Source organism: Nostoc commune NIES-4072, assembly GCF_003113895.1.
In the GTDB taxonomy this organism is placed as follows: Bacteria; Cyanobacteriota; Cyanobacteriia; order Cyanobacteriales; family Nostocaceae; genus Nostoc; species Nostoc commune.
This window is the reverse complement of record NZ_BDUD01000002.1, coordinates 655,978-681,001: the sequence shown is the minus strand read 5'-3', so window position 1 is coordinate 681,001 and position 25,024 is coordinate 655,978. Positions and strand designations below refer to the sequence as shown.

The following is a 25,024-nucleotide window of genomic DNA, read 5'->3' as shown; positions in this document are numbered from 1 at the left end:
CCTGTTGATTGCTTCCCTTAAAACCACGCTTCTTTGACCTGTGTCTACGTAATCAATCTAAAAGGCGGTATGACTCAATACCCCAAGCTTTGCATTGCTTCAAAATATTGGAGGAAATATGCGTATAATCGAATCTGATTCTCAAGCTCTACACTTACAAGAATGGCGGGGCAGTGGGGTTGATGAAGAAATAATTGCCCTGAATGTACGTTCGCTCTACGGCACAACACCCTACGAATATCTCCTCTACAGTCCCAAAATCTCCCGTCGCAACGATGGACGATTACGAGACAGGGACTTGAAGAAATACCAGCACATTGAAATTGGCGGCTGGTGGTGCAATGGCGTTGACCCCCTCAACGACTATGTACTGATGATGTGGGGCTGCTTCAAACCCGACCATCCCAGACGTGACCGCCAAAAGATCCACAAATTCATCAAATACGAACACCCATTCAGAGAAGAGACACGCGCTTTCTTCCTCCTAGTCCCGAATCGCATCTGGGTGAAAGTCTCTAATCGTAGCGGCATCCCCATCACTGAAGAAGATTTGCAGCACCCTGGCGGTTTCTGGCACTGGGTTTGGCGGCATAATGTCCCAGTGACAATTGTCGAAGGTGTCAAAAAAGCGGGGGCATTATTGACAGCCGGCTATGCTGCGATCGCAATTCCTGGGGTTAACGCTGGATACCGCACACCTACTGATGAGTACGGTACTAGCATTGGTAAGCCATCCCTCATCCCCGACTTGAAACATTTCGCAACACAGGGCAGACAGGTTAACATTTGCTTTGACCAGGATAACAAACCAGAGACAGTCCAGCGAGTCAGAACCGCTATAAGTCGTATGGGACGGCTGCTGGTAAATGAGGGTTGTTCCTTGCGAGTTATTGATTTACCGTTAGGGGCTTCTAAAGGGGTTGATGATTTTATCGTTGCCAAAGGTCGAGAAGCTTTTGATGCACTTTACAACACTGCCGTTGCACTGGAGTTGTGGGAGATTAAGCTGTTTACTCTGCTGACTTATCCCCCTTCAATCGCTCTCAACCAAAGATTCTTGGATCACTTGCTTGTACCAGAGGGTGAAAAACTGATTATTCTCAAGGCTCCCAAAGGTACTGGTAAAACCCAATGGCTGTCTACTGAGGTGGCGAAGGCGCATGATCTGGGACGCAGGGTATTAATTATCACCCATCGTATCCAGCTAGGTGAGGCATTGTGTAATCGGTTTGGTGTTAACTATGTTACTGAAGTCCACACTTCGGAGACAGGCACATTACTAGGATACGGAGTGTGTGTTGATTCACTGCATCAAGAAAGTCAGGCGCGATTCAACCCCAATGACTGGGCGAATGATGTGATTATTATTGATGAATGTGACCAAGTTTTCTGGCATTTACTTAACTCTGGTACGGAGGTTGCTAAACGTCGGGTATCGGTTCTAAAAAACCTGAAACAACTGGTACAAAATGTTCTCGGTAGCGAACACGGCAAGATTTACCTATCTTCTGCCGATGTGTCAGATACTGATGTGAAGTATGTTTTATCACTCGCTGGAGAATATCGTGTTAACCCATTCGTCATCGTCAATAATTATCGGCACATAGCTGGCAATTGTTACAACTATTCTGGCAGTAACCCGAAGAATCTCATCGCTGCATTGGACAAAGCCATTGCCAAAGGTGGGCATCATTTACTATGCTGTTCTGCTCAAAAGGCTAAGTCCAAATGGGGAACCCAGGCACTTGAGGAACGTTTTCGTCGCAAATTCCCACATCTGCGAATCCTCAGAATTGACAGTGAATCTGTTGCTGACCCATCACATCCAGCTATGGGGTGTATCGCTCATCTAAATGAAATTCTCACCGAATACGATTTGGTTATCGCCTCCCCAAGTTTAGAAACTGGGGTATCCATCGACATTGAAGGACATTTTGATGGTGTTTGGGGGATTTTTCAGGGAGTGCAGCCGGTTAACTCCGTGCGGCAGATGTTGGCAAGGGTTAGGGAAACTGTTGACCGTCACATTTGGGTTAGAGAATGGGGTATGGGCGTTGTGGGCAATGGCTCCACTACCATTGGAGGATTGCTCAGAAGTCAACACGTCGCAACACAAGCGAACATTGCGCTGTTGTCGGCGGCGGATAATGCGGATTTGAGCTATATTGACCAGAATTTTCAGCCCGAATCTTTGCAAACCTGGGGGAAACGTGGCTCTGTAATCAATGTAGAGATGCGGCGCTATCGAGAATCTGTGCTTGCGGGGTTAGTTGAGGATGGGTACACCGTTATTGATGCTGACGATGCATCGGATAATGAGAGCAAAGCAGTAATCGACTCGGTTATTGCCGCAAGTGAACAATTGTATACTGCTGAGTGTGAAGCGATTGCTGATGCTCCAACCATCTCTGATGCCGAACTCAAGAAGTTGCAAGACACAAGGGCGAAAACGAAAACCGAAAGACATCAGCAGCGTAAGGCGGAATTGTCTCGCCGCTACGAAATTGAAGTTACGCCTGAGCTTGTCTCAAAAGATGATGACGGCTGGTATCCCCAACTGCGGATGCACTATTATTTGACGCTGGGACGAGAGTTTCTAACAAAGCGTGATGCAAAAAGAGCGAAATCACAATTAGAATTGGGGGAAAATTCGATTTGGAAGCCAGATTTTAACAAGGGGCAGTTACTCCCAGCAGTCTTACTGTTAGAAAATCTGAATCTGTTGCAGTTTCTTACACCAGACGTTCAGTTACGTGGCAGCGACGAGAAGATGCTCTCGTTTAAAGCACTGGCCGTAAAGCATCGGCAGGTTATCAAAAATTACCTGAATGTTTCGATTTCTGAAAAACACACACCGATAGCGATCGCACAGAAACTACTTGACAAAATTGATTTGAAGCTCGATTACGTCGGTCGCCTTGGTTCACGAGACAACCGGGAGTGTGTTTACCAGTTTGTTGCCCCTGATGACGAGCGTGATCTTATCTTCATGCAGTGGTTAAATCGAGATGAATTGTTTTCAACGGAATCGGTGTCAGTCAACAACAATATAGTTTTATCGACACCTGTCATTGACACCACCTCACAGTTAATACCCAAAAATACTGAAGTCGTGTCAGTCACCAATAATATAGAGTTCCCAACACAAGTAACTGACACATCCCAATCAAACCCCCTTTCATTAAATGAGGTTGAAAGTCATGTAAACCAAGGATGGAAGGGGCTAAAGCTGAAATTGCAGCAAGGTTTGGACAGCGCTGGTCAGTTCTACCAACAGCTAGTCTCCACAATCGGGTCGGCTGTTGGGGTGGCTGATAGTGAGCCTTACTGGAATGGCTATCTGGGGCAGTGGCTCCTTTGGGTTAAGTTTGCAGACGAGTGTAGGTCTGTGGTCTGTGATTGGTTGGTGGGGGTGTAACATTTTCAATTATACGGTTAGCTCCAACTAAGCTAAAGCTTGTCACTGTTTCGTTTAATTTCTCGTTCAATGATTTCCTTGATCAATTCAGGGATTTCTTTGTTCAAACTAATAGCTTGCTGTTTTAATCTTTCGTAAATCTCAACATTTTCTCCTTGCCAGATGAGGTCTATCCTTCTGACTTGTCGCATCGCAATATGTGTGTAGCTTTCTGGATATGCCCAATAACATGACAAGCAAATAGACTTATCCTTTATGCTGCCCCAATTTTGACAATGCTCGCATGACCAAGATTTAGCTCGATTAGCAGAGCCACAAAGTAACATGAAGTTATCAGACTTTAACCCTGGTTCTCCATCAACTTCAAAGGGAACACGATGATCAATCTGTAGTTCGCGCTCATCAACCTCTTCTAGATAAATAAAGCACTTACAACCATATCTCGTAATTAACTCGTTTTTTATCTGCTTCGATAAGCCTGTTCTACCAGATAACCTAGAAAACCTTGCCTTGTCAAAATTTCCAAATTTGTAAGCTGCTATTTTTCTCCCATCGCTACCCGTTACGCGAAAGGTTTCTAGAGGAATTCCATGTTCTCGAACATCTCGTGCTGCTCTCGGAGGATGATTATATCCGTATCTTTCCTTTAACTCTTCTGTACTTATAAAGCCATATTGCAGAATATGGTCAATTACAGCTTTTGGTCTTTTAGCAGTCACTGATTGACAAAGCTTTATAAAATCATCAGGTAGATTTTGAGGGCTATCCATATTATTCCCAAATATCTTGCTGTTTGGGTACTCTGCAAATATAGCTGCCCATATTTAAAACAGGTTCTTTAAGTAAACTGGGTGACAAGTATAAAGATTCCACAGTCACTTCTTCTCTTCCTAATAATGTTGATTGAGAGGAGCGCCCAACCTCAATCTCAATTCTCTTAAGTCCTAATTCTTCAGGTAGATTATTGCCAAATATTTTATTACCTCGTTTGCCATCATAACTAACTGCAAATGCTATTGCTCTTCGATTCAATTCTTCAAGAGCCAAAACAAAATCATTAAAATCGATCCTAGAAACATATCTTGAATCCCTGTCCCCTGATACACCTTGATAAGGTGGATCTATGTAAACAAAGTCATGACCTTGAACTTCAGCTAAAACATCTCTATAGTCCAAGTATGTAAATTTACATTTTCCCTTTAAAAGCTTGGAAACTCCCTCTATATTTTTTCTCATCTTTTCAGGTTGAGTTCCCTTTCGTCTTTTATCAGGACTTTGATTGAAGAGTCCATTAGAGTTATATCGAACAGCACCTTTTACACATCTAGCTAGTAAATACAAAAACAGTTTTGGCTCATTCGTTCTATTGAACTCTTCTCTAACTTGCAAATAGTGAGATATGGAATCCTCATGCTGGTCATTCCATATCTTTGTATATTGATCTGCTATCTCACTTGGTTTCTCTATAATTAACTCCAGTAGTTTAACTAGAGGTTTATTCAAATCATTGATCCAAAATTCTTGAGTAATACCTTTAAAAGAGGCAGCAATACTGATTGCTGCGGTTCCTGCAAATGGTTCTACCAGCCGTCCTACTCTACCAGGCACAAACCCGAGAATATTTGCAGCAAGGTTTCTCTTACTACCTTGATACTGAATTGGATGTGGAAGACTAGCCATTTTGAAGAGAGCAAATAAATATTTAAATAAGTCTACCACACCCCCAAAACATGAAAATGGAAGTAATAATTGGGGGGTTTGGACACAGATACAGAACTCAGTGATTCTTGGTGGGAGCGGGTTAAATATTATGCTCGACTGGCGATTGAACGGGTTGAATACGGTGTTGATGCGGTGAAATAATTACTCAATAGCATGACGAGTGATGAGTGGTTGGGCGCGATCCTGGAGTTTGAGGATGTTGACCCTCAAAAGTTTGCTCAATTGGTGTCAGATGCGCCCCAGTGGACTGAATGGATGGCGTGATTTTTCGGCACAGATTGCTCACGCTAAAAGTTCAGTTCCTCCCAAGCAAAAAAAACTAACTTTTATCCAGAATGACTTTCAAACTTTTTAGAATCGCTCTTATGTCCTTACAATCTGTGTAATTCGTTTTTTAATCATCATCCGAACTCCACCTTCAGGAGCAAACCTGAGTTCGATGTAAGAAAATAAGCTATAAATAGCTGCTCATAAGAGTTAGAGGATTTTTTTATGTTTGAGTGAGTGTCAATAATTTTAAGCTATTGATAAATAATTGCTAGTTAACAACTTCAATAAATAAATTTTGTAACAAAACACTAAGTAATATTACCAATAATCATCAATATCGTCCCAAAGCTCTGAGAATAAAGTAATTATTTCAGAGAGAGGAATAGATAATGGAATTAGAAAAGTTGTTTTGTGAAATAGATGATTTTTGTGTAATTTTTGAAGAGAATTTTAAGTCTAAAGTTATTGCCTCTCAAAAGCAAAAAAGAGAAAGAAAGAGTCAACTTTGTTTAAGTGAAATCATGACAATAATAATTTATTTTCATCATTCTAATTATCGAAATTTCAAGAGTTATTATCAAGAGAATCTGCTAAAACATTTTCAAAAAGAATTTCCGTGCTTGGTAAGTTATAACAGATTTGTTGAATTAATACATCAGGCTCTAATGCCTTTAATGTTATACTTAAATTCTCGCAAAGGAAATATTAGCGGCATCAGTTTTATTGACAGTACATCTATTCCAATTTGTCATCCAAAGAGGGCGAAAAGAAATAAGGTTTTTAGAGGCTTATCAGGTTGGGGAAAGAGTTCTGTCGCTTGGTATTTTGGTTTTAAGCTCCATTTAATCATTAATGATCAAGGGGAATTACTAGCTTTTCAAGTAACTCCTGGAAATACAGATGACCGAGTACCAGTTCCGACCTTAACTCAAAATTTATGGGTTAATCTTTTTGGAGACAAAGGGTATATTTCTAAAAAATTATGGTCAGAACTTTGGTCAAATAATATCAAGCTAATTACTCCCTTTAAGAAAAATATGAATAATAAGTTGCTTGAGTTATGGGAAAAACTGATGTTACGTAAAAGGTCGTTAATTGAAACTGTTAATGACCAGTTAAAAAATATCTCTCAAATTGTTCATTCTCGCCATAGAAGTGTTAAGAATTTTATGGTTAATCTCCTTGCAGGTTTAATTGCTTATACTTTTCAACAGAAAAAGCCCTCTTTAAAGCTAGATAAAAATGAAGCCGAAAATTTACCTGCTTTGTTAGTTTAATTACTCTTTTTATTGAAGTAAATTATTTAACTTAAATTTTCCCAAATAGCAGTTTTTGGATTAGCTTATTTTGACTATTAATTGTCAATAAGAATTACTAATTGAGAGAACATTGACTACGACTCATTTTTAAGCGTTTTTGTTATATCGAACTCAGGTGAGCAAGGGTAAATCCACTTTCGTGCGTTCACATAGAAGTTACGGGAGCAAGCTGGATCTCAATTGGACTACCTGTGTTGATTTGGGACGAGAAAAAACCCAGAGCAGATTCTGACCAACTAAAACTCTTATACCATGTCAAACTAAAAGACAAAGTGTTAAGGGAGGTTTTTAAAGATGGATTCTGTAGCCCAACTTGAGTCAGAATGGCACGATAGCGCACTTGAGAGCATTATAAATATAGTCAGAGCGCCCGATGGTGACTTTGAGAGTATTGGCAACCTCGCAAATACTGTTGCTGATTCGCATAGCTTACAAAAAATAATAGAACTTCTTCATAGCACCCCACAAGGAAAACAAGCATTTCAAAGACGCTCAAGATTAGGTGATATTGATCTCCAAAAACTTTATCGCTTACCTCTCAATACACTTGGATATAGCTATGCTGAACATCTGCTCAAAAACAATTTGCAACCTTTACACTCTGGGCAAGTAGAGAATGATTACCAATTTCTCGGAGTGCATATCACAGAAACACACGACATTTGGCATATTATTACTGGATGCGATACAAACATTCTTGGAGAAATTCAATTAGATAGAAGCTTTTTATGTTGCCCAACTACACTTTTCGCGTTTCTGGTTAGCATTATTGGCTAAAAATCTTGTCAAAGCCGCTATTTACGATATTGAGGTTTCGACAAAATATATGGATGCAATAACTAAGGGATGGCTAATGGGAAAACAGTCGCTGCCCCTTTTTGGTATTGAATGGAATTCCTTGTGGTCAAAGCCATTGGAGAATGTCCGTAGTGACTTAAATATCATTCTTTGTGAAACTTAATGATATAAAACTGTTGTAACTACTGTTAGTGGTTGAGTGTGAATGTGAAAATGATGTTAGCTTCTGCGGTGAAGAAAATAAAGGGAAATATTGCCTCAAGAGGAGCAAGAACGTCATGCAATACTGCTCACTCCAAGCGTCGTAGACAATTTTCGCATTGCTCCCTCCCTTAGATCAGATTCTGAGTTGATGCGGCACAATCTTTAGCGGTGAAAACTTTAACTGTTTTGATCTAAAAAGGATTGAGGTTGAATTTGCACCGCATCAGCTCATCTATCTTCAGGCAGATTTTAGAAAAATCAAAAAGCAAATATGGTGTTAGTAGAAATTTAGTTCCGGTTTACTCAGTTGTAACTAGTACCTATGGAAACTAAACCACCCCTACCAGCCAAAACATCTTCTGCTGCTCTCATCAAAGTGCAAGCAGTAGAAGATGGTTGGAATATCCGTGATTTGGAACGAGTTGCCGCAGTGGCACGCGATCGCACTCACTTGCAGTCACTTGTCAATACAAGGCTATTTAATTAATAATGAAAAGCTTTTTCACCCTCAAGACAGCGCAGATAGCGCTTAGTTTAGCACTCTGTGCGACTTCTATCATTGCTTCTACTAATCTGGCTCAAGCTACTGATTTAACATTTAACTGGAAGGGTGATGCTGGTTATTCGGCTTCTTTTGAGTTTAGTTACGATCAAACCACTACCCCAGCCATAATTTCCGAAAGTGGTGCGGGAGCCACAAAAGCCTTGCAGTCACTCAATGTTTCTTTTTTCAATCCATCACAGGAGTTGATTGCAACTAAAAACGAAGTTGTTAATGGTGTATCAAGCAATCAGTTTTTCGAGTTTAACTTTGACACGACTACAGGCAATTTATTTGGGGCAATTGATGTTGGCACAGGTAGTGGCATAGGTGATGTTTTTCTCAGCAATGTTGAGGCTCCGGGTCGTATCTTCATCTCTCCGGGAGCGACCTCTTATCTTTACCAAAATATTACAGCAGACTATAGTCAATTACTCGATTCGAGTCCGAATCAGATTAAAGCATCTGCGGTTCCTGAACCGACAACTGTTTTGGCAACCCTCCTTGAAGGCATGTTGGGTATAGCACTCAGCAGCAACAAAATTGCATTCTTCTCAAGGAAGCCAAAGAAAATTTACAGGACTTACCGCGCTTGAGTGCAAACATAGGGTTAGCGTGTCTCAAAGGCTATTGACAAGAGGACTTGCCTAATCAGCAATCAGGTTGGAAACAAAGTGGCATAATCCGAGCTAGGGTAAGATTTAAAAATTATCTTGAAGAAAATGAGGAAAAACTACGGTTTTCAACGTAGACGAGGTTTATTATCAATAGGCTGGGTGTAATTCTGATCACAAGGCATCGCCCTTATGGGACGTTACCCCCTTGACCATTAATCACATCGTTGGATTTATCAAAACCCACGATTTATTGTTTAAGTCAAAAATGGGTTTCCTAACTCCATGATATGTTTGACAATATTATTCCGGTTGGTAACAAGCCAATCTTTCTCTTGTGCAATCAACATTAATGATGGATGAGGTTCAAACACTACAGGTTTTCCAACGATCTCAAGGAGCGCCGTATCAGTTATTGAATCACCTATGGCAAGGGATTCCTCCAGATTTACACTCCAATCCTTAACCATCTGTAGAAAAATAGAATACTTCTTGCCAAGAGATCCTGACAAGAGATTTACTTTTCCAGTGTACTTACCTTGGTGAGTGGCGAAAATTGAGCCTTGGTATTTTGAAATCCCAAACTCCTCAGCTAGGCAACACACGATTTCATCCGGGCTACCTGAAATTAATACAAGGGAATATCCCTGGCTGTTGAGAATGTCGATGAGTTTCGGAACGAAAGGGAATAGTTTGGTTCGTTCTTGCTGCCATACTTGCCTAGCAATACGCTGCATTACAGTTTGTGATATCCCTGCAATCGCCTCTGCAAAGAGATTATAAGCAGTAGTTGCCATGATCTGGAAGTCAATTTCATTAAGACGATATTTTTCAACTACTTTAAAAATATCCTCGATCTTTGATTTGTCACTAATACCATTTGCTGTCAATGCTTGTAGTAACTGAAGCCCTAAAGCACCGGGGTAGAGAGTTCCGTCAATATCTAAGGCAGCAACTTTCATATCGTTCCTTTGCATATTATTCCCTGATAACGGCAGCAGTGTATTTAAGAGCGAGTAACGCGAAGATGCTAGTGAGAATAGGCACATCATAAGGTATGGGTCGGGGAGCTACTTGATCTGGTATAGAGACGAATTTCCCTTCTTCATCCTGCTGTAGCATCAGGTAATGTGTACCTCGCCTTAATGTTTCGGCATCACCAAGGCTGCTTAGGGCAATTAGGGTATATGAGGTACTGATAACATCGCTTGTGTCACCTAATTTATGACCCCAACCGCCATCGCTGTTTTGAGATTTACGCAGGTAGTCTAATGCTTTCGCTTCTGCTGTATAAATACTTTCTAAAAGCTGCGCTGACCGAACAACTTTACAGGTACGCATTGCTAACACTGAACGAAAAATCGCCTGTGCTTCGCTCAGACTCCAGCTCCTTTCAAAAGAACCGTCGAACTTTTGTTGGTCAGTGATGTAGCGCAGTCCTAACTCGAAGACGTTTGTATACTCAGTACAGCGAGGGGCCAACGCGTTAAGAGCTGCTGCTGTCATGGTAATTTCAGAGGAATTACCACGCACAAAGGTAGGAAATCCACCATCTTCATTCTGAATAGCGAGAAGGTATGCCTCACCTTTTGAAATGTATTCTTTGTATTTGTCAACCTCAACTGCCTGTAAAAACTCTACACAGAAAGAAGTATCATCTACGTCACTCTGACTTGTACCCTCTGCATATGACCATCCGCCATCTGATTGCTGTTGTCTCACTATGTACTCAGCCATTTGTAATAGAGTCTCAATGTCAGCTCCACTATCTGTTAAGGCTACTCCAGCAGTTGCTGTACAGAAAATCTCAAAACTAGCAATAAAAGGGAAACCGCCATCTGAGTTTTGACAACTTAGCAAATTGTTAATTCCCTTCAACACTACATGATGGTGTTCTGGAAACTTTTGAAGTGCCAATAAGATGATAATATTGGCTAAAACGTGTTTTTCCCAAATCGAGTTATTGTTCTGCGTTGCCAGTAGAAATTCTACGTCATCAAGGTTTATCCACTTTCGGTAGTTTAAACCAAAAGCGTATAGAACTTTGAGAGCGCATATTTCACCTGCAACCCAACTTTGATAACCTTGATAAAAGAAGTGTTCTATCTGATACTGGTTGTCATACGGCATTACCCCTAGTTCTGCTAGGATTGCACTGAACAGCACGCGCTTACGGCTTGCCGTAAAATGCTGAAAGCCTGTCATATAATCTTCACCAACTTGTGCATCTTCAGGCATACTTTTACGCAATGCTCCAATAATTAGAGCCTTGTGGAACTTGTTATTATGCTCTTTATCAAGTTGAGTAGTTAAGTAGTGAGTGAGTTGATACTGACAATTTGGATATATTTCTTGGATAGTAAGCAAGTGGAGCATCAATGAGGATTCAAGCACACGGCTCTTGCAAACATCTCTAACAGATCCGTCTGTTTTCACTTGGTCTTTTAGATAGCGTGTAAGTTTCTTCTGGCAGTCTATAACTTGACCACGTAGTTCTGGCTCACCCAGTATTAAAGGTTGCAAAACAGAAGAGCTAACTATAGGATTAGAGAATTTTTTAAAAGTTTCCATAGATTTGTCAATAGGTTAGGTGTAATTCTGATCACAAGGCATCGCTCTTACGGGGTGAAAAATTCAAGCGAATCGCGCTGTTTTTCTGTCAACTCTGGAACTTCAACACCCGTAACCGTAATCGTTGCTGAACATGGGTCTTTTTACTGAGAAATATTCTTATTTGCAGAGCTAGCTGCTGAAGTTGAATCGGTAGATGCGGCAGAGGTGGCGTCTAGAGGGTGTTTTAGGCATCATTCCACCTCTTTCTTGATCAGCGCTTGTAAATTGAGTTGTGGAACTCAAGGTACATCTTTAGCCAGAAAAACTCCTGTTCGTTCTCAACAACCACGGGAAACTGTGCAGGAAATTATGGCTGGTTACTCGCACATTGGGCTGTCAGATCATTAATTTTCCAAGCTGCAAATAGTAATTGTGTTGCACCATTACGCCTGAGTTTCACTGGTACATTACGAGCTATTCGTCGTGCGTTACCAAAATTCCAACGCTTGCAACCTCAATAACTCCCTTTTTTTTTAGTTAGCTGAATTTGGAAATTCTGGATACATTGCTTCCAGAAAGAGTTCATCGAATCAACCCCAGAGTTATAAAATAACCTGTATCTAAGAATGAAAATTCCAAGTTTTGCATCCTTGAACCAGTCTGGAACTTCATGCTTTGATAGGGATTCAGTTGTTGGTTCATAAGTTTTTTGTGCAAGGGCAATAGAAGTGAACAAGTTCAAAAATACAGTTAAAGATAATGTAGCAAACAGTAAACGTACTAAAAACTTAATCATTACAAGGTTCCTTAAGTATACTTAGCCATTTTTAGTCGCTATTTTTTTCAACAAGCACTGGATGTTAAGTTTAAATCTATCAAATAGTGAAACTAAAGCTATTTAGGGGTTGCTGAAAAAGTATGAAAAAGCAATCTTAAGGGTTGACTAGTTATTCAAGCAAAATCAAAGATAAGCTTTTCTTGTTTATAACTAATAAAATCATAATTTTCAGTTATACGGAACTGCAAAAAAGGTGCAGTTTTCAAAAATAGACATAAAAAAGCATAAAACACCCGCGACAGGTGAGTAGAAAGATTCATCACTAGAAAAGTAATAGCAATTGCAGTTTCAGAAGTGTGGGAAAGTTTCGCCATCACTCGATTGAGGCTAAACCTTCTTTTAGCTTGCCCAAATTTTCCTTCAATACAATTACGAATTCTCTCAGATTCTAAATCTTGTTTCTTTTTTTCTTTACTAACATTGGCTGGTGGTCTTCCCAAAGGAGGACCACTCATGATAATACCTCTTCCTTTGCACCAAGCTCTATTCTCTCTTGTGCGATAAATTTTATCTACATGAACCGATTCTGGATAATAGCCAGTATAGTTTTTATATGCTTCTACTTGTGATTTTAAGTCTCCTGATTCATTAAAATTATCCCAACTAATATGGTCTAAAAATACATACCCATCAAAATAACTAGCTGATAATTTTGCCCCAAATTCCACGGCTTTCCCAGCTTTTCCACGGACAATTGGGCGGATATGTGGTTGGCTTAAACTAACGATTCGGTCATCAATACTCTGTTTTTTATTTTCATACAACCATAGTTGTTGACGATAAACTTCTACAACTACAAGCAACATTTTATATTGTTTAGTACTTAGTTTTTCTAGAGTTGCTCCCGATCTGATTAGCTGGTCAATATGAGATAAGTTTCTTTTGATATATTGAAGCTGCTTTTTAATCGCTTTTTTCCTATCTTTTTGGGATACACGACGTTTTTTAGCGACTTCTAAGTAGTTTTTTCTCGCTATTTCCCGATAAGTCCTTGGTTTTTTCTCTAATGTACCTTTTATCTGTTCATAAAGAAGGTCTATTATTCGTTCTGTCTGTTTTCTTGCTTGATTTAATAGCTCGAAATCTGTTGGATAGCTGATGTCTGCTGGCGCACAAGTCGCATCTAATATTAATTTTCCCCGATTTTTCGGCGTGTTATCTTCTTTTTCTAATTCTTCTATTTTTTTTTGAGTTGATTCAGTTGATTCAGTTGATTCAGTTGCTAAAGTCGAAGATGTTGTCTCTAGCATCCTTTTAACAGTTTCTTGATTTACTTTGTTTACTAAGTCTGCACTAATTCTTTCACGAAAATGGACTAGCATAGATGGATCAAATGGAGCTTCATTAATATAAGATGATATTCCTATGAAGTACTGTAGATAAGGGTTTTCTTTAATTTGTTCTACTGTTTCTCTGTCGCTTATTCCTAGTTTTTCTTTGATTATTAATGCGCCTAATGCCACCCGAAATGATTTTGCTGGCGCTCCCATCTCTGCCGAAAAAAATGAAGAATATTCCTCTTCAAATTCCGCCCACGGTATTAAATCAGCCATAATTACCCAACGATTATCTTCTGATAATTTTCCTTCAAACGGAAGTTCAAAGTTTTCTGGTGGGATTGTAGTTTGCTCCTGCTTTCGGTACATGGTTACTAATGACACACTTTAGTCCTGCTAGTCACGGTGATGCAAGGATTTTGGGTTATTTTACCCTCAACTCTTGCACCTGAATATCTTTCTTTGGTCTGATAATCTAGAGACTGTAACCTTTTCTTTTTTTTCAGCAACCCCTATTTATTTCCTGAGTAGTCTTTACTGATATTTAACTCATGTATTGCCTTGTTCTACTTGATCGCAAAGGTATTGTTCAAGATATTGGATTTTCAACCATAGCCGCACCCAATTGATTTTAATTATGCAAAAAATTATAGGCAAGATTAAGTTTGTTGGCTGATTCTTCTAATAAGCGTTGTTCATGAGCATTTCTTGATAACAGCAGTTGGCGGTCAATACCTTTTGAGCCAATGATACATGGAAGTCCAAGAACAACTTCATTGCCAACTCCATAGTTAGCATCTGCTCTAGCCGATACTGGAAATATCTGCTTTTCATCTCGCAGGATGGTATCAACTAACTGACAAACTACTGTTGATATACCATAGCTTGTATTTCCTTTGCGTTCAAAAATGTTATGGCCTCGTTTACGAGTTAACTGTGCGTACTCTTGCTGAATTTGTTCTAGCGTTGCTCCTTGTGGTAGGGGAAATTCAGTTAATAGAATTCCCCCAATAAATGCACTAGACCAAACGACAAATTGACTGTCTCCATGCTCTCCAATCACATAAGCATGAATGTCTTGTTTTGCAACATTCAGTTGCTTTCCAAGTTGATATCTCAGTCTAGCAGTATCAAGAACGGTTCCCGAACCGAAAATTAGGTTTTCTGCTCTGGTGGAAGTAGCGATTGCAATCCGCGTCAGTACATCCACTGGATTGCTAACAATGATTACGATTGAATTCGGTGCAACTCGATCCAATTCTTTGATCGTCAAACGGATGATCTCTGCATTGTCGCTCAATGTATCTAATCGGGTCTGTCCAAGTTTCGGCTTCACCCCAACAGTCACAATAATGATATCTGAATCAGCTAAATCTTCATACTGATTTGATGGTATGATTTCCATCTCCTTAAGTAGGGGAATGCTGTCTTCAATGTCCCATACTTGTCCTTCAGCTTTTGATAAGGTTCGGTCAAAAAGGACAACCCTTACACATCTACCGAGTAAAACTAAAGCATTTGCAACGTCTGCACCTACATTACCTGCACCAATAATACCGACTTTAGATGTTTTACTAATCATGCTATATCTACTTGATCTTCAAGAGTGAAATGTAGTTTATTTGGTAAGTCCTTGGGTCTGCAATTGCTGTATGCTTACAACTTGGAAAACAATATATTTAATCCTTCGGTCATCGTGGGATGAGTCAAAATACCATCGCGCAGAATGGTGTATGGCATCTGAGCTTGCATCACCATCTGCACTGTTGAAATCACTTCACCTGCTTCATGACACAACAGGGAACACCCTAAAATACGACCTGTATCTGCATCCACGATTGCCTTCAGAAGTCCATCGGTTTGACCGAGTGTTCTTGCTCTAGGAACGGCTGATGCATCCACCTTCGCCACGCGGATAGCATATCCTTGTTGCTGTGCTTCAGTTTCAGTCAAACCCACATGAGCCAGTTCTGGATCGATGAACAAACAGGATGGAACGAGACGATCGCCTGTACTGCGATCGCCTCCATCAATTAAATTAGCTTTGATAATGCGATAATCGTCGAGCGATATATGGGTGTATTGTGGGCCGCCATTGATATCGCCTAACGCCCAAATTCCGGGTACGTTCGTCTCCAGGCGATCGTTAACTTGAATAAATCCGCGTGTATCGGTTGCCACACCAGCAGCAGGTAAATTTAAGCTCTCAGTATTGGGCGCACGGCCAACGGCGATGAGCAAATGCGACCCCTGGAGGCTGAGGGAGCGATCGCCAACTTGGATTTGCAGGATGGTTTCATTACCAGTACGATCAACTCTTAATACCTTCGCCTTTAATAAGAATTCAATACCATCTTTTTCTAACAGTGCTTGAAGTGCGATCGCAATATCTGGATCTTGCTGTGACAGGATTTGCTCACTTTGCCCAATAACAGTAACAAAAGAGCCAAAGCGCCGAAACATCTGGGCAAACTCTAAACCAATATAGCCACTACCGAGAACGATTAGGTGTTCAGGTAGGTGTTCTAGCTCCATAATCGACTCACTCGTTAAAAACTCAACTTCTGTGAGTCCGGGAATGGATGGAATTAACGGTCGTGTGCCTGTATTAATAAATAACCGTTCGGCGGTAAGTAAGCGATTGTTCCCAAGAGTCGTCGTTACTGCGATCTTTTTGGGAGCAACAAACCTTGCTTCGCCAACGATCAAGTTGTTATCGAGAGCCGTTTCTAGATTGTGCAAGTTCATTTCACGCATCCCTTGCACAACCGATCGTTTTCGTTGAATCACCTCTGCTAAATTAACGGTGGGTGTATTGGTTTTAACCCCATAAGCGGCACTGTTTCGCACTATGTTTGCTACATTGGCACTCGCCACCATAGTTTTAGTAGGAATGCAGGCAATATTAATGCACCCGCCACCAATCATGTTTAAGCTGCGTTCAACCAGAGCGGTTTTACGTCCGTCAGCAACCAGCGCTGGTGCAAGTGTTTTACCCGCTTTGCCGTTGCCGATAATAATGTCGTCATAGTGTTGAGTGTCCACTTCCATATCTTTTGAGTTTGATGGGGTGAATAAGATTCCTAGAAGGTGTTATGAATTTCAGAAAAAACTGGTTGACTAAGAGGGTTTTAGCGATAACGTATTTGCCCTAGCTGGGTTGACAAAAAGTGCTAACACCCGTGCTTAGGATTCAACTTTTTCTACAAGCTTGCCTCATCAAGATCCGATTGTTTTTATACACCTCTAAAGTTCCAGACTGCGGGTTATCCAACGTGCCATCCCACACCCAATATTCATAAATTCCACTCCGAAACTTATAGACTCGAACACCTTCTGTCGCTTTGCTAGTTCCTTTGCCCAAACTTAAATTACCGTTAGGACTGGTCGCGCGATAGAGTAGTTCACCGGAATTATAATTCTGCCAAATATTGATGTTGTACCGACCCTGGCATTTTGTACTCAGGATGAGGCCAGCAGTAGAATCAGCAGAAGCTCTTAAGGAAAAATTAGCTAAGATACTGATTGACAGAGCCAAGAGTAACGCGGATGTTTTCATAAGTTTTGTAAAATTGGTGAGTTTGACACTACTGCATTGCTGCTACAACTTCATCTGTAGAAAGAACTACATTAGCTATATACCCAAAATTGATCAGTGCTGCTTTGTAGCCGTCGCCCAATTTCGGATGCCGAGGATCTGCTGTTGCATCCTTAACGACAAGAACCTCAAATCCCTGTTCGAGCAATTCGCGTAGGTGAGCTTCAACACAAAGATTCGCCAACATTCCGATTGCTTGAAGGATGGCTGCAAAGCGATCAATGGTTACGGGCACTGAATTCTGGTTGATAATGCCGTTGTTTGCATTCATAGCAGTGGACTGATTGCAGGATAAAAACTAGGTAATATTGTCGTTGGTTCGGCTTCTCAAAAATTGAGGTCGGACAATCCGGGATGATCGTCAGGACGACGACCTAGTATCCAGTGATATTTGCGATCGCTTTGGTGAATTGGCAGGTCGTTGATGCTGGCAATACGCCATCGCATGAATCCATGTTCGTCAAACTCCCAATTCTCATTACCGTAAGAACGGAACCAGTTGCCGGAATCATCATGCCATTCGTAAGCAAATCGGACAGCAATTCGGTTGTCTTGAAAAGCCCAAAGCTCTTTGATTAGACGGTAGTCTAATTCTTTAAGCCACTTACGGGTCAAAAACTGAACAATCGCCTCACGACCAGATAAAAATTCTGAGCGGTTGCGCCAAAGGCTATCCGATGTGTAAGCAAGTGCTATTAGTTCGGGGTTACGTGTGTTCCAAGCATCCTCTCCGATTCTGACTTTTTGGATGGCGGATTCATTATCAAAAGGCGGCAGGGGTAGTCGAGGATTTTCGGCGTTGGTCATAGTATAAGAGTGTAAAATGGCGATCACTTCAGCATGATTGGATTAAAATTACAGCATATTTCAATTTGGTAAAGATACAAACTAAGTCCCAAAGCCAGGTATAAACCCTGTTTTACTTTTGGATTCTGAATTCGGCTGTAAGTGCGTGGCGGCTGAATTACCTCAAAAGCAGTTAGATGCCCCCGTCACAACTGCGATTTTTCCGTCTAGTTCTTTGATGATGATTTCTTAAGATCGGGCAGCGTGAACTCCACAGTTTCGCTAGTGATTACTTTGTGTGTGGGGTCAGCTAGTTCAATCAGCACCTTGTGTACGCCAGGTTCCAGTCCGACCAGGATGATCGTTTCCCCACTGGCATCTACAAAGTGCCACGGCAAATCGTCAACGGTGATGTGGATATGACCGATGCGCGGCGATACTTCGAGGGCACCTTTGCCGAACACTGGCAACACACGCAAATTCTCCGTCCGGTACTGGATAAAAACGCGACCCTGTGCTAGCGGTTCGGGAAGCGGTGGATCGACAATCAGCTTGGGTAGTGCTTCGTTTTCGATCGCAATCAACGGTGATGATCCGATAATGTCCCTAGCGCTCGGTGTGTGGCTGTTCATAGCAGGTAATTACCTGAGAGTAGTTTGTATTACGATCAAATGGCACTAAGATAAGCCGAAAGTCTTGTTTCACCTCGTTCCCAGCCTGTAGGCTGGGAATGTATTTCGAGAGGCTCTGCCTCTCATCAACCCTTTGGAGGCGGAGGCTCTCAGAATTAGTTCCTAGCCTGGACGCTTGTTCCAGTCACGGCAAGGGCTGTGTCTTAACAAGCGTGTGCATTATTCTGCTTTACCCTTTTCCCCTACGCTAACTCGGTAAGCAGCAAAGCGATGGAAGAGCGTCTTTTCCTTTCCCCAAAAACATTGATCGCATCCTATTGCAGATATTTCTTCAATTGGGCAGCAGCTTGAACAAATAGAGAGCGGACTTCTGGCAGTTCGGCTAAACCATTGAGCAGTCCGAAGTCATGAATCATACCGTTGTATTGCACTGTTGTCACCTCGACACCAGCTTCATCGAGCTTGCGTCCATAGGCTGTGCCCTCGTCATGCAAGATATCGCTCTCTGCAACCACAATTAACGCCGGAGGCAAGCCTTTGAGTTGCTCAAGCGTCGCCTGTAGGGGAGAAGCATGGATGTCTTTGCGCTTTTCTGGGTCAGCGATGTACATATCATACATCCACTTCATCGTTGGTACTGTCAGAAAACGCTGATCGCCAAATTGGTGATAAGAATTCGTTTCAAAATCAGCATCTACAATGGGCCACATCAGGATTTGCAGCTTGATGTGTGGCCCTCCTTTTTCTTTTGCCTTCAAAGCAGTGACAGTTGTCATGTTACCGCCGACACTGTTGCCAACGACTGCCAAATTCTTGCCATCCACCCCAATCTCTTCACCATGCTCGGCAACCCATTTGGTCGCAGCATAAATCTCATTGATTGCCTGTGGGTACTGAGCATCTGGCGTGCGAGTGTAGTTGACAAAGACACCTGCAAACCCTGAAAGCACAACCAGATCGCGAACCATGCGCTTGTGTGTTGGGTAATCACCCAGCACCCAACCACCACCATGAATAAAGATGAAAACAGGTAATGTGCCTTTGACACCTTCAGGTCGTACAATATTGAGGGTAATTGAATAACCATCAGCAGTAATCGTCTTTTGGGACTCCTCAATGCCTGAAAGGTCTACTGAAACAGAAGCTTGTGCATCCGCAAGAACTTGACGTGCTTCGATTGGAGTGAGTTTCTCCAGCGCCACACCCCCTGAATTTAGCAATTTCAAAAATTCCTTCGTTCCTTTGGAAAGACGTGGATCATCGGCAACTTCCAAAATTTTTGCTGTTTGCGAGTTTGCTTGAGCAACCATGACATTCTCCTTTAATAACTTATAAACAATCTGTTGAGATGGCACTGTTAAGTTAATTGATTTAACACTGTTGCTTGATCAGTAGTAATTGTAGTAATAACAATCACTTTTTATTGACATCGTTTAAGAGCCAAAACTATTTGTTACTGGTGGTTAGCTTGGTGTTCTCTACAACGTGAGTCGTCAGAAAACGGTGAATATGGTCAGCGATCGCGTCCCCATCTTCTTCCAGAGCAAAGTGCCCTGTATCAAACAAATGAAGCTCCAGGTTTTTTAAGTCGCGTTTGTAGGCATAAGCTCCCTCGACTAAAAATCCCTGGTCATTTTTGCCCCATACAATTAGCGTCGGTGGTTGATATTGGCGCAAGTAAGCTTGCCATTGTGGATATAACCGCACATTGGACTGGTAGTCGTATTTTAATGCCAATTGAATATCTATATTGCCAGGGCGATCGAGGAGTGCTTGATCCAGAGTCCAAGTATCGGGATTGAGGTTTTCTAGATTCCTAACTCCAGTGGTATAATACCATTTTGTGCCCTTGCTTGTCAAAGCCTGTCGCACGCGATCGCCATTTTCAGGTGTCTTATTCTGCCAAAAAGCGCGCATAGGCTCCCAGAAATCACCGAGTCCCTCCTCGTAGGCATTGCCATTTTGCACAATCAGCGTCTCAATCTGCTCAGGATGCTGCGTTGCCAGGCGATAGCCAATCGGAGCGCCATAATCCATCAGGTAAAGACTATAGCGGTTTAATCCGATCGCAGCGATAAAGCCTGCCATTACTTCGGTAAGATGATCGAAGGTGTAATCAAACTCGTCCACCGTGGGCATGGAACTATAGCCAAAACCTGGATAATCAGGGGCAACAAGATGGAAGCGATCGGCTAAGGCAGATATCAAGTTGCGAAACATGTGAGAGGAGGTTGGAAAGCCGTGCAACAGCAGAATTGTCGGATTACTGCGGGAACCAGCTTCTCGGTAAAAGATATCTAAACCATTGATCGAAACTGTGCCAAATGTGGTCATGCCATTACTCCTTAGACATTTTGAGCGATCGCCCAGCAACTTTTACACTTAATTAGACAGAGACGGGTTGCAGTCGTGAGGCGAGAAATTGAGCAATATGGTCTGCGATCGCATCCCCATCCTCTTCCAGGGCAAAATGTCCAGTATCGAGTAGATGGAACTCAACGTCTTTCAAGTCACGCTGGTAGGGATAAGCACCGTCAGCAGGAAAGATGTAGTCGTTCTTGCCCCAAACAATTAGCGTCGGTGGTTGATGCTGGCGGAAATACTCCTGCCATTGGGGATAAAGTGGTGGATTCGTACCATAGCTATACAGCAGTGCCAGTTGAATCTCACCGTTTCCGGGGCGATCAAGGAAATGTTGATCGATAGTCCAGGTATCGGGGCTGATCGCTTCTAAATTGCGAACACCATTGGTATATTGCCACTTCGTCGCTTCTAAGCTGACAAGATATTTGAGCTTTTCAGCATTTTCAGGCGATCGCTCTTGCCAGTATGCCTTAATCGGCTCCCAGAATTCGCGTAGACCTTCCTCGTAAGCATTGCCATTTTGAACAATCAGAGATTGCACGCGCTCTGGATATTTAGCGGCAATCCGATAGCCAATCGGCGCACCATAATCCATCACATAAAGGCTATACTTTTTGAGAGCGATCGCAGAAATGAATTTTTCCACAATCTGTGCCAAGCGATCAAACGTGTAATCAAACTCATTTATAGTTGGCATCGAACTGTTGCCGTAGCCAGGATAATCAGGTGCAACGAGATGGAATTTATCAGCAAGTGCTGGTATGAGATTACGGAACATGTGAGATGACGTTGGGAATCCGTGCAATAGCAAAATCGTTGGATTATCACGGGAACCCGCTTCACGGTAGAAGATATCTAAACCATCGATGGAAACTGTGCGATATGTCGTCATAGGATTACTCCTTATAAGTGATAAAAGTGACATGATGGCGTTTTACGACAGGTCGATCTATCTCACATCCTGACGACGAATTTGCTCCTGAAAGTAGTCCCGCCAGCTTTCGGGTAAGGCTTCAAGTTGAGCAGCACGATGCAGTAACTCTGGATTGTTTTGGTCACGCACATAAAGCTGAGTGATATCAGCAACAGTAATATTGTTGGTATCTCGACTCATCAACTCTAAAGTGTCTCCAGCGACCACTTCGCCCTCTTGCAAAACCCGAAAGTAAAATCCGGTGCGACGACTGGCGAGAAATCGTTTTACCATATCCGATCGCCCAAAGCGAATCCCTAGTTTGTAGCAGGGTAAGCGCGGTTGAGTCACCATTAGTTCCACACTGCCGATTTTAAAGCGATGCTCCAAAGGAGCCGCTTCGCTAACGCCAATATTTAATTCTTCTTCTCTCAATCCTGTAACTGTGAAATTTTCACCAAAGATTCCTGGCGTTAACTCTGTGTCAGGCAATTCATCTCGCCAGTAGTCGTAATGCTCAAAGGGATAGACATAAACTGCTTTGTCAACTCCGCCATGAACGGTGAGATCCGCTTGGCGATCGCCATCTAAATTGAGTTCACGCACCATCACTCTCGAATTAACTGGCTCTTTGAAAATTCCAGTGCGGACGACTTTTCCTTTCCAGGTCACTTCACGCGGCAGGCCAACATTAACAGAGATAAGCTTCATCTTTAACTCCTTTTGGACTTCAAATCTGTGCCATACCGCCATCAACAAACAACTCAATGCCGTTCACAAAGCTACTGTCATCTGAAGCCAGAAAAACAACCGCTTTGGCAATCTCATCGGGTGTGCCGACTCGCCCTAATGGAATAGTGACAGCTTGGCTGTCCACGAATTCTTGCAACTGCTGGTCATTCAGTCCTAAATGATCGTAACCAGGAGTCGGAACCACACCAGGGCTAATGGCATTCACCCGAATCTTGCGTTCTCTGAGGTCGAGTATCCAATTCCGAGCAAATGATCTCACGGCGGCTTTGGTGGCGCTGTAAACACTGAAAGCTGGCGTACCTTTTATAGAAGTAATCGAAGCATTCAGGATAATAGAAGCGCCCTCTGGCAACAGTGGCAGTGCCTTTTGTACGGTGAACAGCAAACCTTTGACGTTTACGTTGAATGTTTTGTCAAAGTGTTCCTCAGTGATTGCTCCAAGTGGGGCAATTTGTCCACCGCCAGCATTAGCGAAGATGATATCAAGGTGTTCTTGTTCTTGCTTAATGGTGGCAAACAGACGATCCAGGTCTGCCAGGTTAGAAACATCGCTCTGCACAGCCGTAACATTTTTACCAATGGCTTCGACAGCAGCATCCAGTTCGACTTGGCGACGACCCGTGATGTAGACATAGGCACCTTCAGCAACAAACTGTTTGGCTGTGGCAAGACCTATACCACTGTTGCCACCCGTGACAAGGGCGATTTTTCCTTCTAGTTTTCTCATTATGCTAATCCTTGGATTGTTGGGTTTAAAGCGGTAAGTTGTTAATAGAGAGTGGAGTCAGCAGGAAGAATAGTCAGCCGATATTGGGGAGTAAGGGCGATCGCCTTTTGTATCTTAACAAGCGTGCCATTCCTTACATCACCTTTGATTGATCTGCTTAATGAGGCTGCTTGAGACTTGAAACAAGGTCGGTCACTTGACGTTGAGCCTCTACGCTCAGTAAGTCAAAGTCGTCTAAAAAGAATTGACGTTCTAGCGTTAACTTCCGGGTATTGAGCAACCCTTCGATCTGCCAACCTTCGTCGCCTTTGGTTACGACGTATAGTGGCAGCGAATCTCGTGACGGTGAAGTTTCAGTTTGTCCGGGCAGTATTACCCTGATAACTACGAGCATGAGCGCGAGTTGCGAGTTCACGAAGCGGACAAAATCCACCTCACCCTCCAAACGTGTTCCTTTAACAACTGTGTCGAACGCTTGCTGATGAAATGCAGCGATTTCTTTTCGACCCTTGAGATGCGTACCCTCGAACGTGATGAAATCGGCAGTTTCGCTGAATGGGGCAGCGAAGCCTTCGCCGCTACCTCGATTCCAAGCATCAATCATCTGGCGATGGAAAGCACGGATTGCCGACTCGTCAGTAGTAGTGGTGGTTTGAGCTGTTTGTGAATTCATAGTTTTGAGTTTTCCTTTTAAGTGATGGACGAAAGGCTGGCAGGCTTACGACCGGCAATTCGTTTATCAACAGCGTGAAGCTCACTGTTACTGCCAGGTCAAGCGAGCAGGCGCAACGATTCATCCCAGAGCCGATCGGCATTGTCTGGATTCAGGGCGTAGGGGGCAACTCCGCTCAGATAGCCGTTCCCATTGGTGACGAGAGTGGCTTCATTGCAGTCCTCGAAATAGCGTCCGCCAACGCCCTTTAGTAACGGAGATGTTGCCAACAGAACGGAAGTTGCCGCACCCTGCGTTATTGTCTTCTGCCGCTCAGGTGGGGTTCTAAGACCGCCCGTATGACGCTGGAGGTTGGTTGCGATCGCCCCAGGCATCAGGGCATTAGCGGTAATACCATCCTTGAACCAGCGCGCAGTAGCACCCACAGCAAATAGGATACTTGCGGTTTTGGACTGTCCATACGCCAACCACGGTTCGTAAGGACGGAACATGAAGTGAATATCATCGAACACAATGGGCGACATCAGGTGTCCGCTAGAGCTAACCAATACGATACGGGCGGCACCCTCGGCAGCGAGAGCGTCGTATAGTCCGAGCGCTAGGGCAAAGTGTCCGAGATAGTTAGTGGCAAATTGCATCTCCCAGCCTTCGGGTGTGCGCTGTTCGGGCAGTGCCATTACCCCTGCATTATTAACGAGGATGTGCAGCGGCTCACGCCAGGCAGCAATGAACTTGGCAATTGAGTTGCGATCGCTTAAATCAAGCAAAGCAACATGAATATTCCGGTTCCCAGTAGTAGCCATAATGTCAGCCGCGACTTGCGCTCCAGCATCGGTATTACGCACAGCTAGTGTAACGATCGCTCCAGTTTGAGCCAGTGCCCGCGCCGTTTCTAAGCCGATGCCCGATGCGGCTCCCGTAACGATCGCCCACTTGCCGGAAAGATCAATTGCTTCTACGACCTCGGCGGCGGTGGAATGTCGTCCAAATGGTGTTGTAATCAGTGCCATTGTGTATTCCTTTA

At 42.7% G+C, this 25,024-nt stretch carries 25 protein-coding genes and 1 pseudogene; 7 read left to right on the top strand and 19 right to left on the bottom strand.

Translation table 11 applies throughout. The features are described 5' to 3' along the window. The first annotated feature begins 118 nt into the window (after positions 1 to 118). Positions 119 to 3,418, top strand: a complete 3,300-nt coding sequence (locus CDC33_RS35510) for a plasmid replication protein, CyRepA1 family (protein WP_109013222.1) — start codon at positions 119 to 121, stop codon at positions 3,416 to 3,418. A gap of 32 nt (positions 3,419 to 3,450) precedes the next feature. Here CDC33_RS35510 and CDC33_RS35505 read toward each other — a convergent pair whose 3' ends face one another. Next, complete coding sequence (locus CDC33_RS35505) at positions 3,451 to 4,188, bottom strand: HNH endonuclease (protein ID WP_109013221.1); 738 nt, start codon at positions 4,186 to 4,188, stop codon at positions 3,451 to 3,453. A 1-nt stretch (position 4,189) separates the two neighbouring features. Further along, on the bottom strand, positions 4,190 to 5,137 hold the full coding sequence (locus CDC33_RS35500) for a Dam family site-specific DNA-(adenine-N6)-methyltransferase (protein WP_244919533.1): 948 nt from the start codon (positions 5,135 to 5,137) through the stop codon (positions 4,190 to 4,192). A 662-nt stretch (positions 5,138 to 5,799) separates the two neighbouring features. On the opposite strand from CDC33_RS35500, the gene CDC33_RS35490 reads away from it, so the two are divergent. From CDC33_RS35490 to CDC33_RS35475, 5 genes are all read left to right on the top strand, one after another. Beyond that, a complete protein-coding gene (locus tag CDC33_RS35490; RefSeq protein ID WP_109013219.1) occupies positions 5,800 to 6,687 on the top strand; it encodes an IS982 family transposase in 888 nt (295 codons plus the stop codon). Between the two features lie 336 nt (positions 6,688 to 7,023). Beyond that, positions 7,024 to 7,506: a Coq4 family protein gene (locus CDC33_RS35485; protein ID WP_280524473.1), complete on the top strand. Its 483-nt coding sequence runs from the start codon at positions 7,024 to 7,026 to the stop codon at positions 7,504 to 7,506. Positions 7,507 to 7,555: 49 nt separating this feature from the next. Beyond that, positions 7,556 to 7,690 (top strand): hypothetical protein, encoded by a 135-nt coding sequence (locus CDC33_RS41475; RefSeq protein ID WP_369694418.1) that lies wholly within the window; start codon positions 7,556 to 7,558, stop codon positions 7,688 to 7,690. Between the two features lie 363 nt (positions 7,691 to 8,053). Next, positions 8,054 to 8,218, top strand: a complete 165-nt coding sequence (locus CDC33_RS39605; RefSeq protein ID WP_181374342.1) for a hypothetical protein — start codon at positions 8,054 to 8,056, stop codon at positions 8,216 to 8,218. A 2-nt stretch (positions 8,219 to 8,220) separates the two neighbouring features. Continuing rightward, entirely contained in the window at positions 8,221 to 8,868 is a 648-nt protein-coding gene (locus CDC33_RS35475; protein ID WP_109013218.1) for a PEP-CTERM sorting domain-containing protein, read from the top strand. A gap of 275 nt (positions 8,869 to 9,143) precedes the next feature. On the opposite strand, the gene CDC33_RS35470 is transcribed toward CDC33_RS35475, so the two are convergent. Both CDC33_RS35470 and CDC33_RS35465 read right to left on the bottom strand, forming a co-directional pair. Beyond that, positions 9,144 to 9,848: an HAD family hydrolase gene (locus CDC33_RS35470; RefSeq protein ID WP_181374341.1), complete on the bottom strand. Its 705-nt coding sequence runs from the start codon at positions 9,846 to 9,848 to the stop codon at positions 9,144 to 9,146. A gap of 16 nt (positions 9,849 to 9,864) precedes the next feature. After that, positions 9,865 to 11,457, bottom strand: a complete 1,593-nt coding sequence (locus CDC33_RS35465) for a prenyltransferase/squalene oxidase repeat-containing protein (RefSeq protein ID WP_109013216.1) — start codon at positions 11,455 to 11,457, stop codon at positions 9,865 to 9,867. A gap of 277 nt (positions 11,458 to 11,734) precedes the next feature. On the opposite strand from CDC33_RS35465, the pseudogene CDC33_RS35460 reads away from it, so the two are divergent. Next, positions 11,735 to 11,960 (top strand): annotated as a pseudogene (locus CDC33_RS35460) (IS4 family transposase); the annotation flags it as partial. On the opposite strand, the gene CDC33_RS41805 reads toward CDC33_RS35460, so the two are convergent. The 15 genes from CDC33_RS41805 to CDC33_RS35385 all read right to left on the bottom strand — a co-directional run bounded on the left by CDC33_RS41805 (position 11,954) and on the right by CDC33_RS35385 (position 25,010). Then, positions 11,954 to 12,235, bottom strand: coding sequence for an alpha-L-fucosidase (locus tag CDC33_RS41805; RefSeq protein ID WP_109013215.1), 282 nt, complete (start codon positions 12,233 to 12,235; stop codon positions 11,954 to 11,956). The pseudogene CDC33_RS35460 and the gene CDC33_RS41805 sit on opposite strands and share 7 nt — an antisense overlap. A 155-nt stretch (positions 12,236 to 12,390) precedes the next feature. Next, a complete protein-coding gene (locus tag CDC33_RS35450; RefSeq protein ID WP_109007337.1) occupies positions 12,391 to 13,923 on the bottom strand; it encodes an IS5 family transposase in 1,533 nt (510 codons plus the stop codon). Positions 13,924 to 14,185: 262 nt separating this feature from the next. Further along, positions 14,186 to 15,136: a malate dehydrogenase gene (locus CDC33_RS35445; protein ID WP_109013214.1), complete on the bottom strand. Its 951-nt coding sequence runs from the start codon at positions 15,134 to 15,136 to the stop codon at positions 14,186 to 14,188. 74 nt (positions 15,137 to 15,210) lie between these two features. Further along, positions 15,211 to 16,605: a mercuric reductase gene (locus tag CDC33_RS35440; protein ID WP_109013213.1), complete on the bottom strand. Its 1,395-nt coding sequence runs from the start codon at positions 16,603 to 16,605 to the stop codon at positions 15,211 to 15,213. Between the two features lie 142 nt (positions 16,606 to 16,747). Further along, positions 16,748 to 17,113 carry a hypothetical protein gene (locus CDC33_RS35435; RefSeq protein ID WP_109013212.1) on the bottom strand — a complete coding sequence of 122 codons (366 nt, stop codon included), beginning with the start codon at positions 17,111 to 17,113 and terminating at the stop codon, positions 16,748 to 16,750. A 28-nt stretch (positions 17,114 to 17,141) separates the two neighbouring features. Further along, complete coding sequence (locus CDC33_RS35430; RefSeq protein WP_244919532.1) at positions 17,142 to 17,423, bottom strand: isochorismatase family protein; 282 nt, start codon at positions 17,421 to 17,423, stop codon at positions 17,142 to 17,144. 56 nt (positions 17,424 to 17,479) lie between these two features. Beyond that, a complete protein-coding gene (locus CDC33_RS35425) occupies positions 17,480 to 17,959 on the bottom strand; it encodes a nuclear transport factor 2 family protein (protein WP_109013211.1) in 480 nt (159 codons plus the stop codon). A gap of 206 nt (positions 17,960 to 18,165) precedes the next feature. Next, positions 18,166 to 18,570 carry a DUF6130 family protein gene (locus CDC33_RS35420; RefSeq protein WP_109013210.1) on the bottom strand — a complete coding sequence of 135 codons (405 nt, stop codon included), beginning with the start codon at positions 18,568 to 18,570 and terminating at the stop codon, positions 18,166 to 18,168. 314 nt (positions 18,571 to 18,884) lie between these two features. After that, complete coding sequence (locus CDC33_RS35415) at positions 18,885 to 19,880, bottom strand: alpha/beta hydrolase (protein ID WP_109013209.1); 996 nt, start codon at positions 19,878 to 19,880, stop codon at positions 18,885 to 18,887. Between the two features lie 136 nt (positions 19,881 to 20,016). Further along, on the bottom strand, positions 20,017 to 20,904 hold the full coding sequence (locus CDC33_RS35410) for an alpha/beta fold hydrolase (protein WP_109013208.1): 888 nt from the start codon (positions 20,902 to 20,904) through the stop codon (positions 20,017 to 20,019). Positions 20,905 to 20,956: 52 nt separating this feature from the next. Continuing rightward, positions 20,957 to 21,826: an alpha/beta fold hydrolase gene (locus tag CDC33_RS35405; protein WP_109013207.1), complete on the bottom strand. Its 870-nt coding sequence runs from the start codon at positions 21,824 to 21,826 to the stop codon at positions 20,957 to 20,959. 57 nt (positions 21,827 to 21,883) lie between these two features. Then, positions 21,884 to 22,558, bottom strand: a complete 675-nt coding sequence (locus CDC33_RS35400; protein ID WP_109013206.1) for an MOSC domain-containing protein — start codon at positions 22,556 to 22,558, stop codon at positions 21,884 to 21,886. Between the two features lie 19 nt (positions 22,559 to 22,577). Further along, complete coding sequence (locus tag CDC33_RS35395; RefSeq protein ID WP_109013205.1) at positions 22,578 to 23,327, bottom strand: glucose 1-dehydrogenase; 750 nt, start codon at positions 23,325 to 23,327, stop codon at positions 22,578 to 22,580. A 157-nt stretch (positions 23,328 to 23,484) separates the two neighbouring features. Next, positions 23,485 to 24,000, bottom strand: coding sequence for an SgcJ/EcaC family oxidoreductase (locus CDC33_RS35390; protein ID WP_109013204.1), 516 nt, complete (start codon positions 23,998 to 24,000; stop codon positions 23,485 to 23,487). A gap of 98 nt (positions 24,001 to 24,098) precedes the next feature. Further along, the gene (locus CDC33_RS35385; protein ID WP_109013203.1) at positions 24,099 to 25,010 is read right to left on the bottom strand and encodes an SDR family NAD(P)-dependent oxidoreductase; all 912 of its coding nucleotides are present in this window, start codon (positions 25,008 to 25,010) and stop codon (positions 24,099 to 24,101) included. Between the last annotated feature and the right edge of the window lie 14 nt (positions 25,011 to 25,024).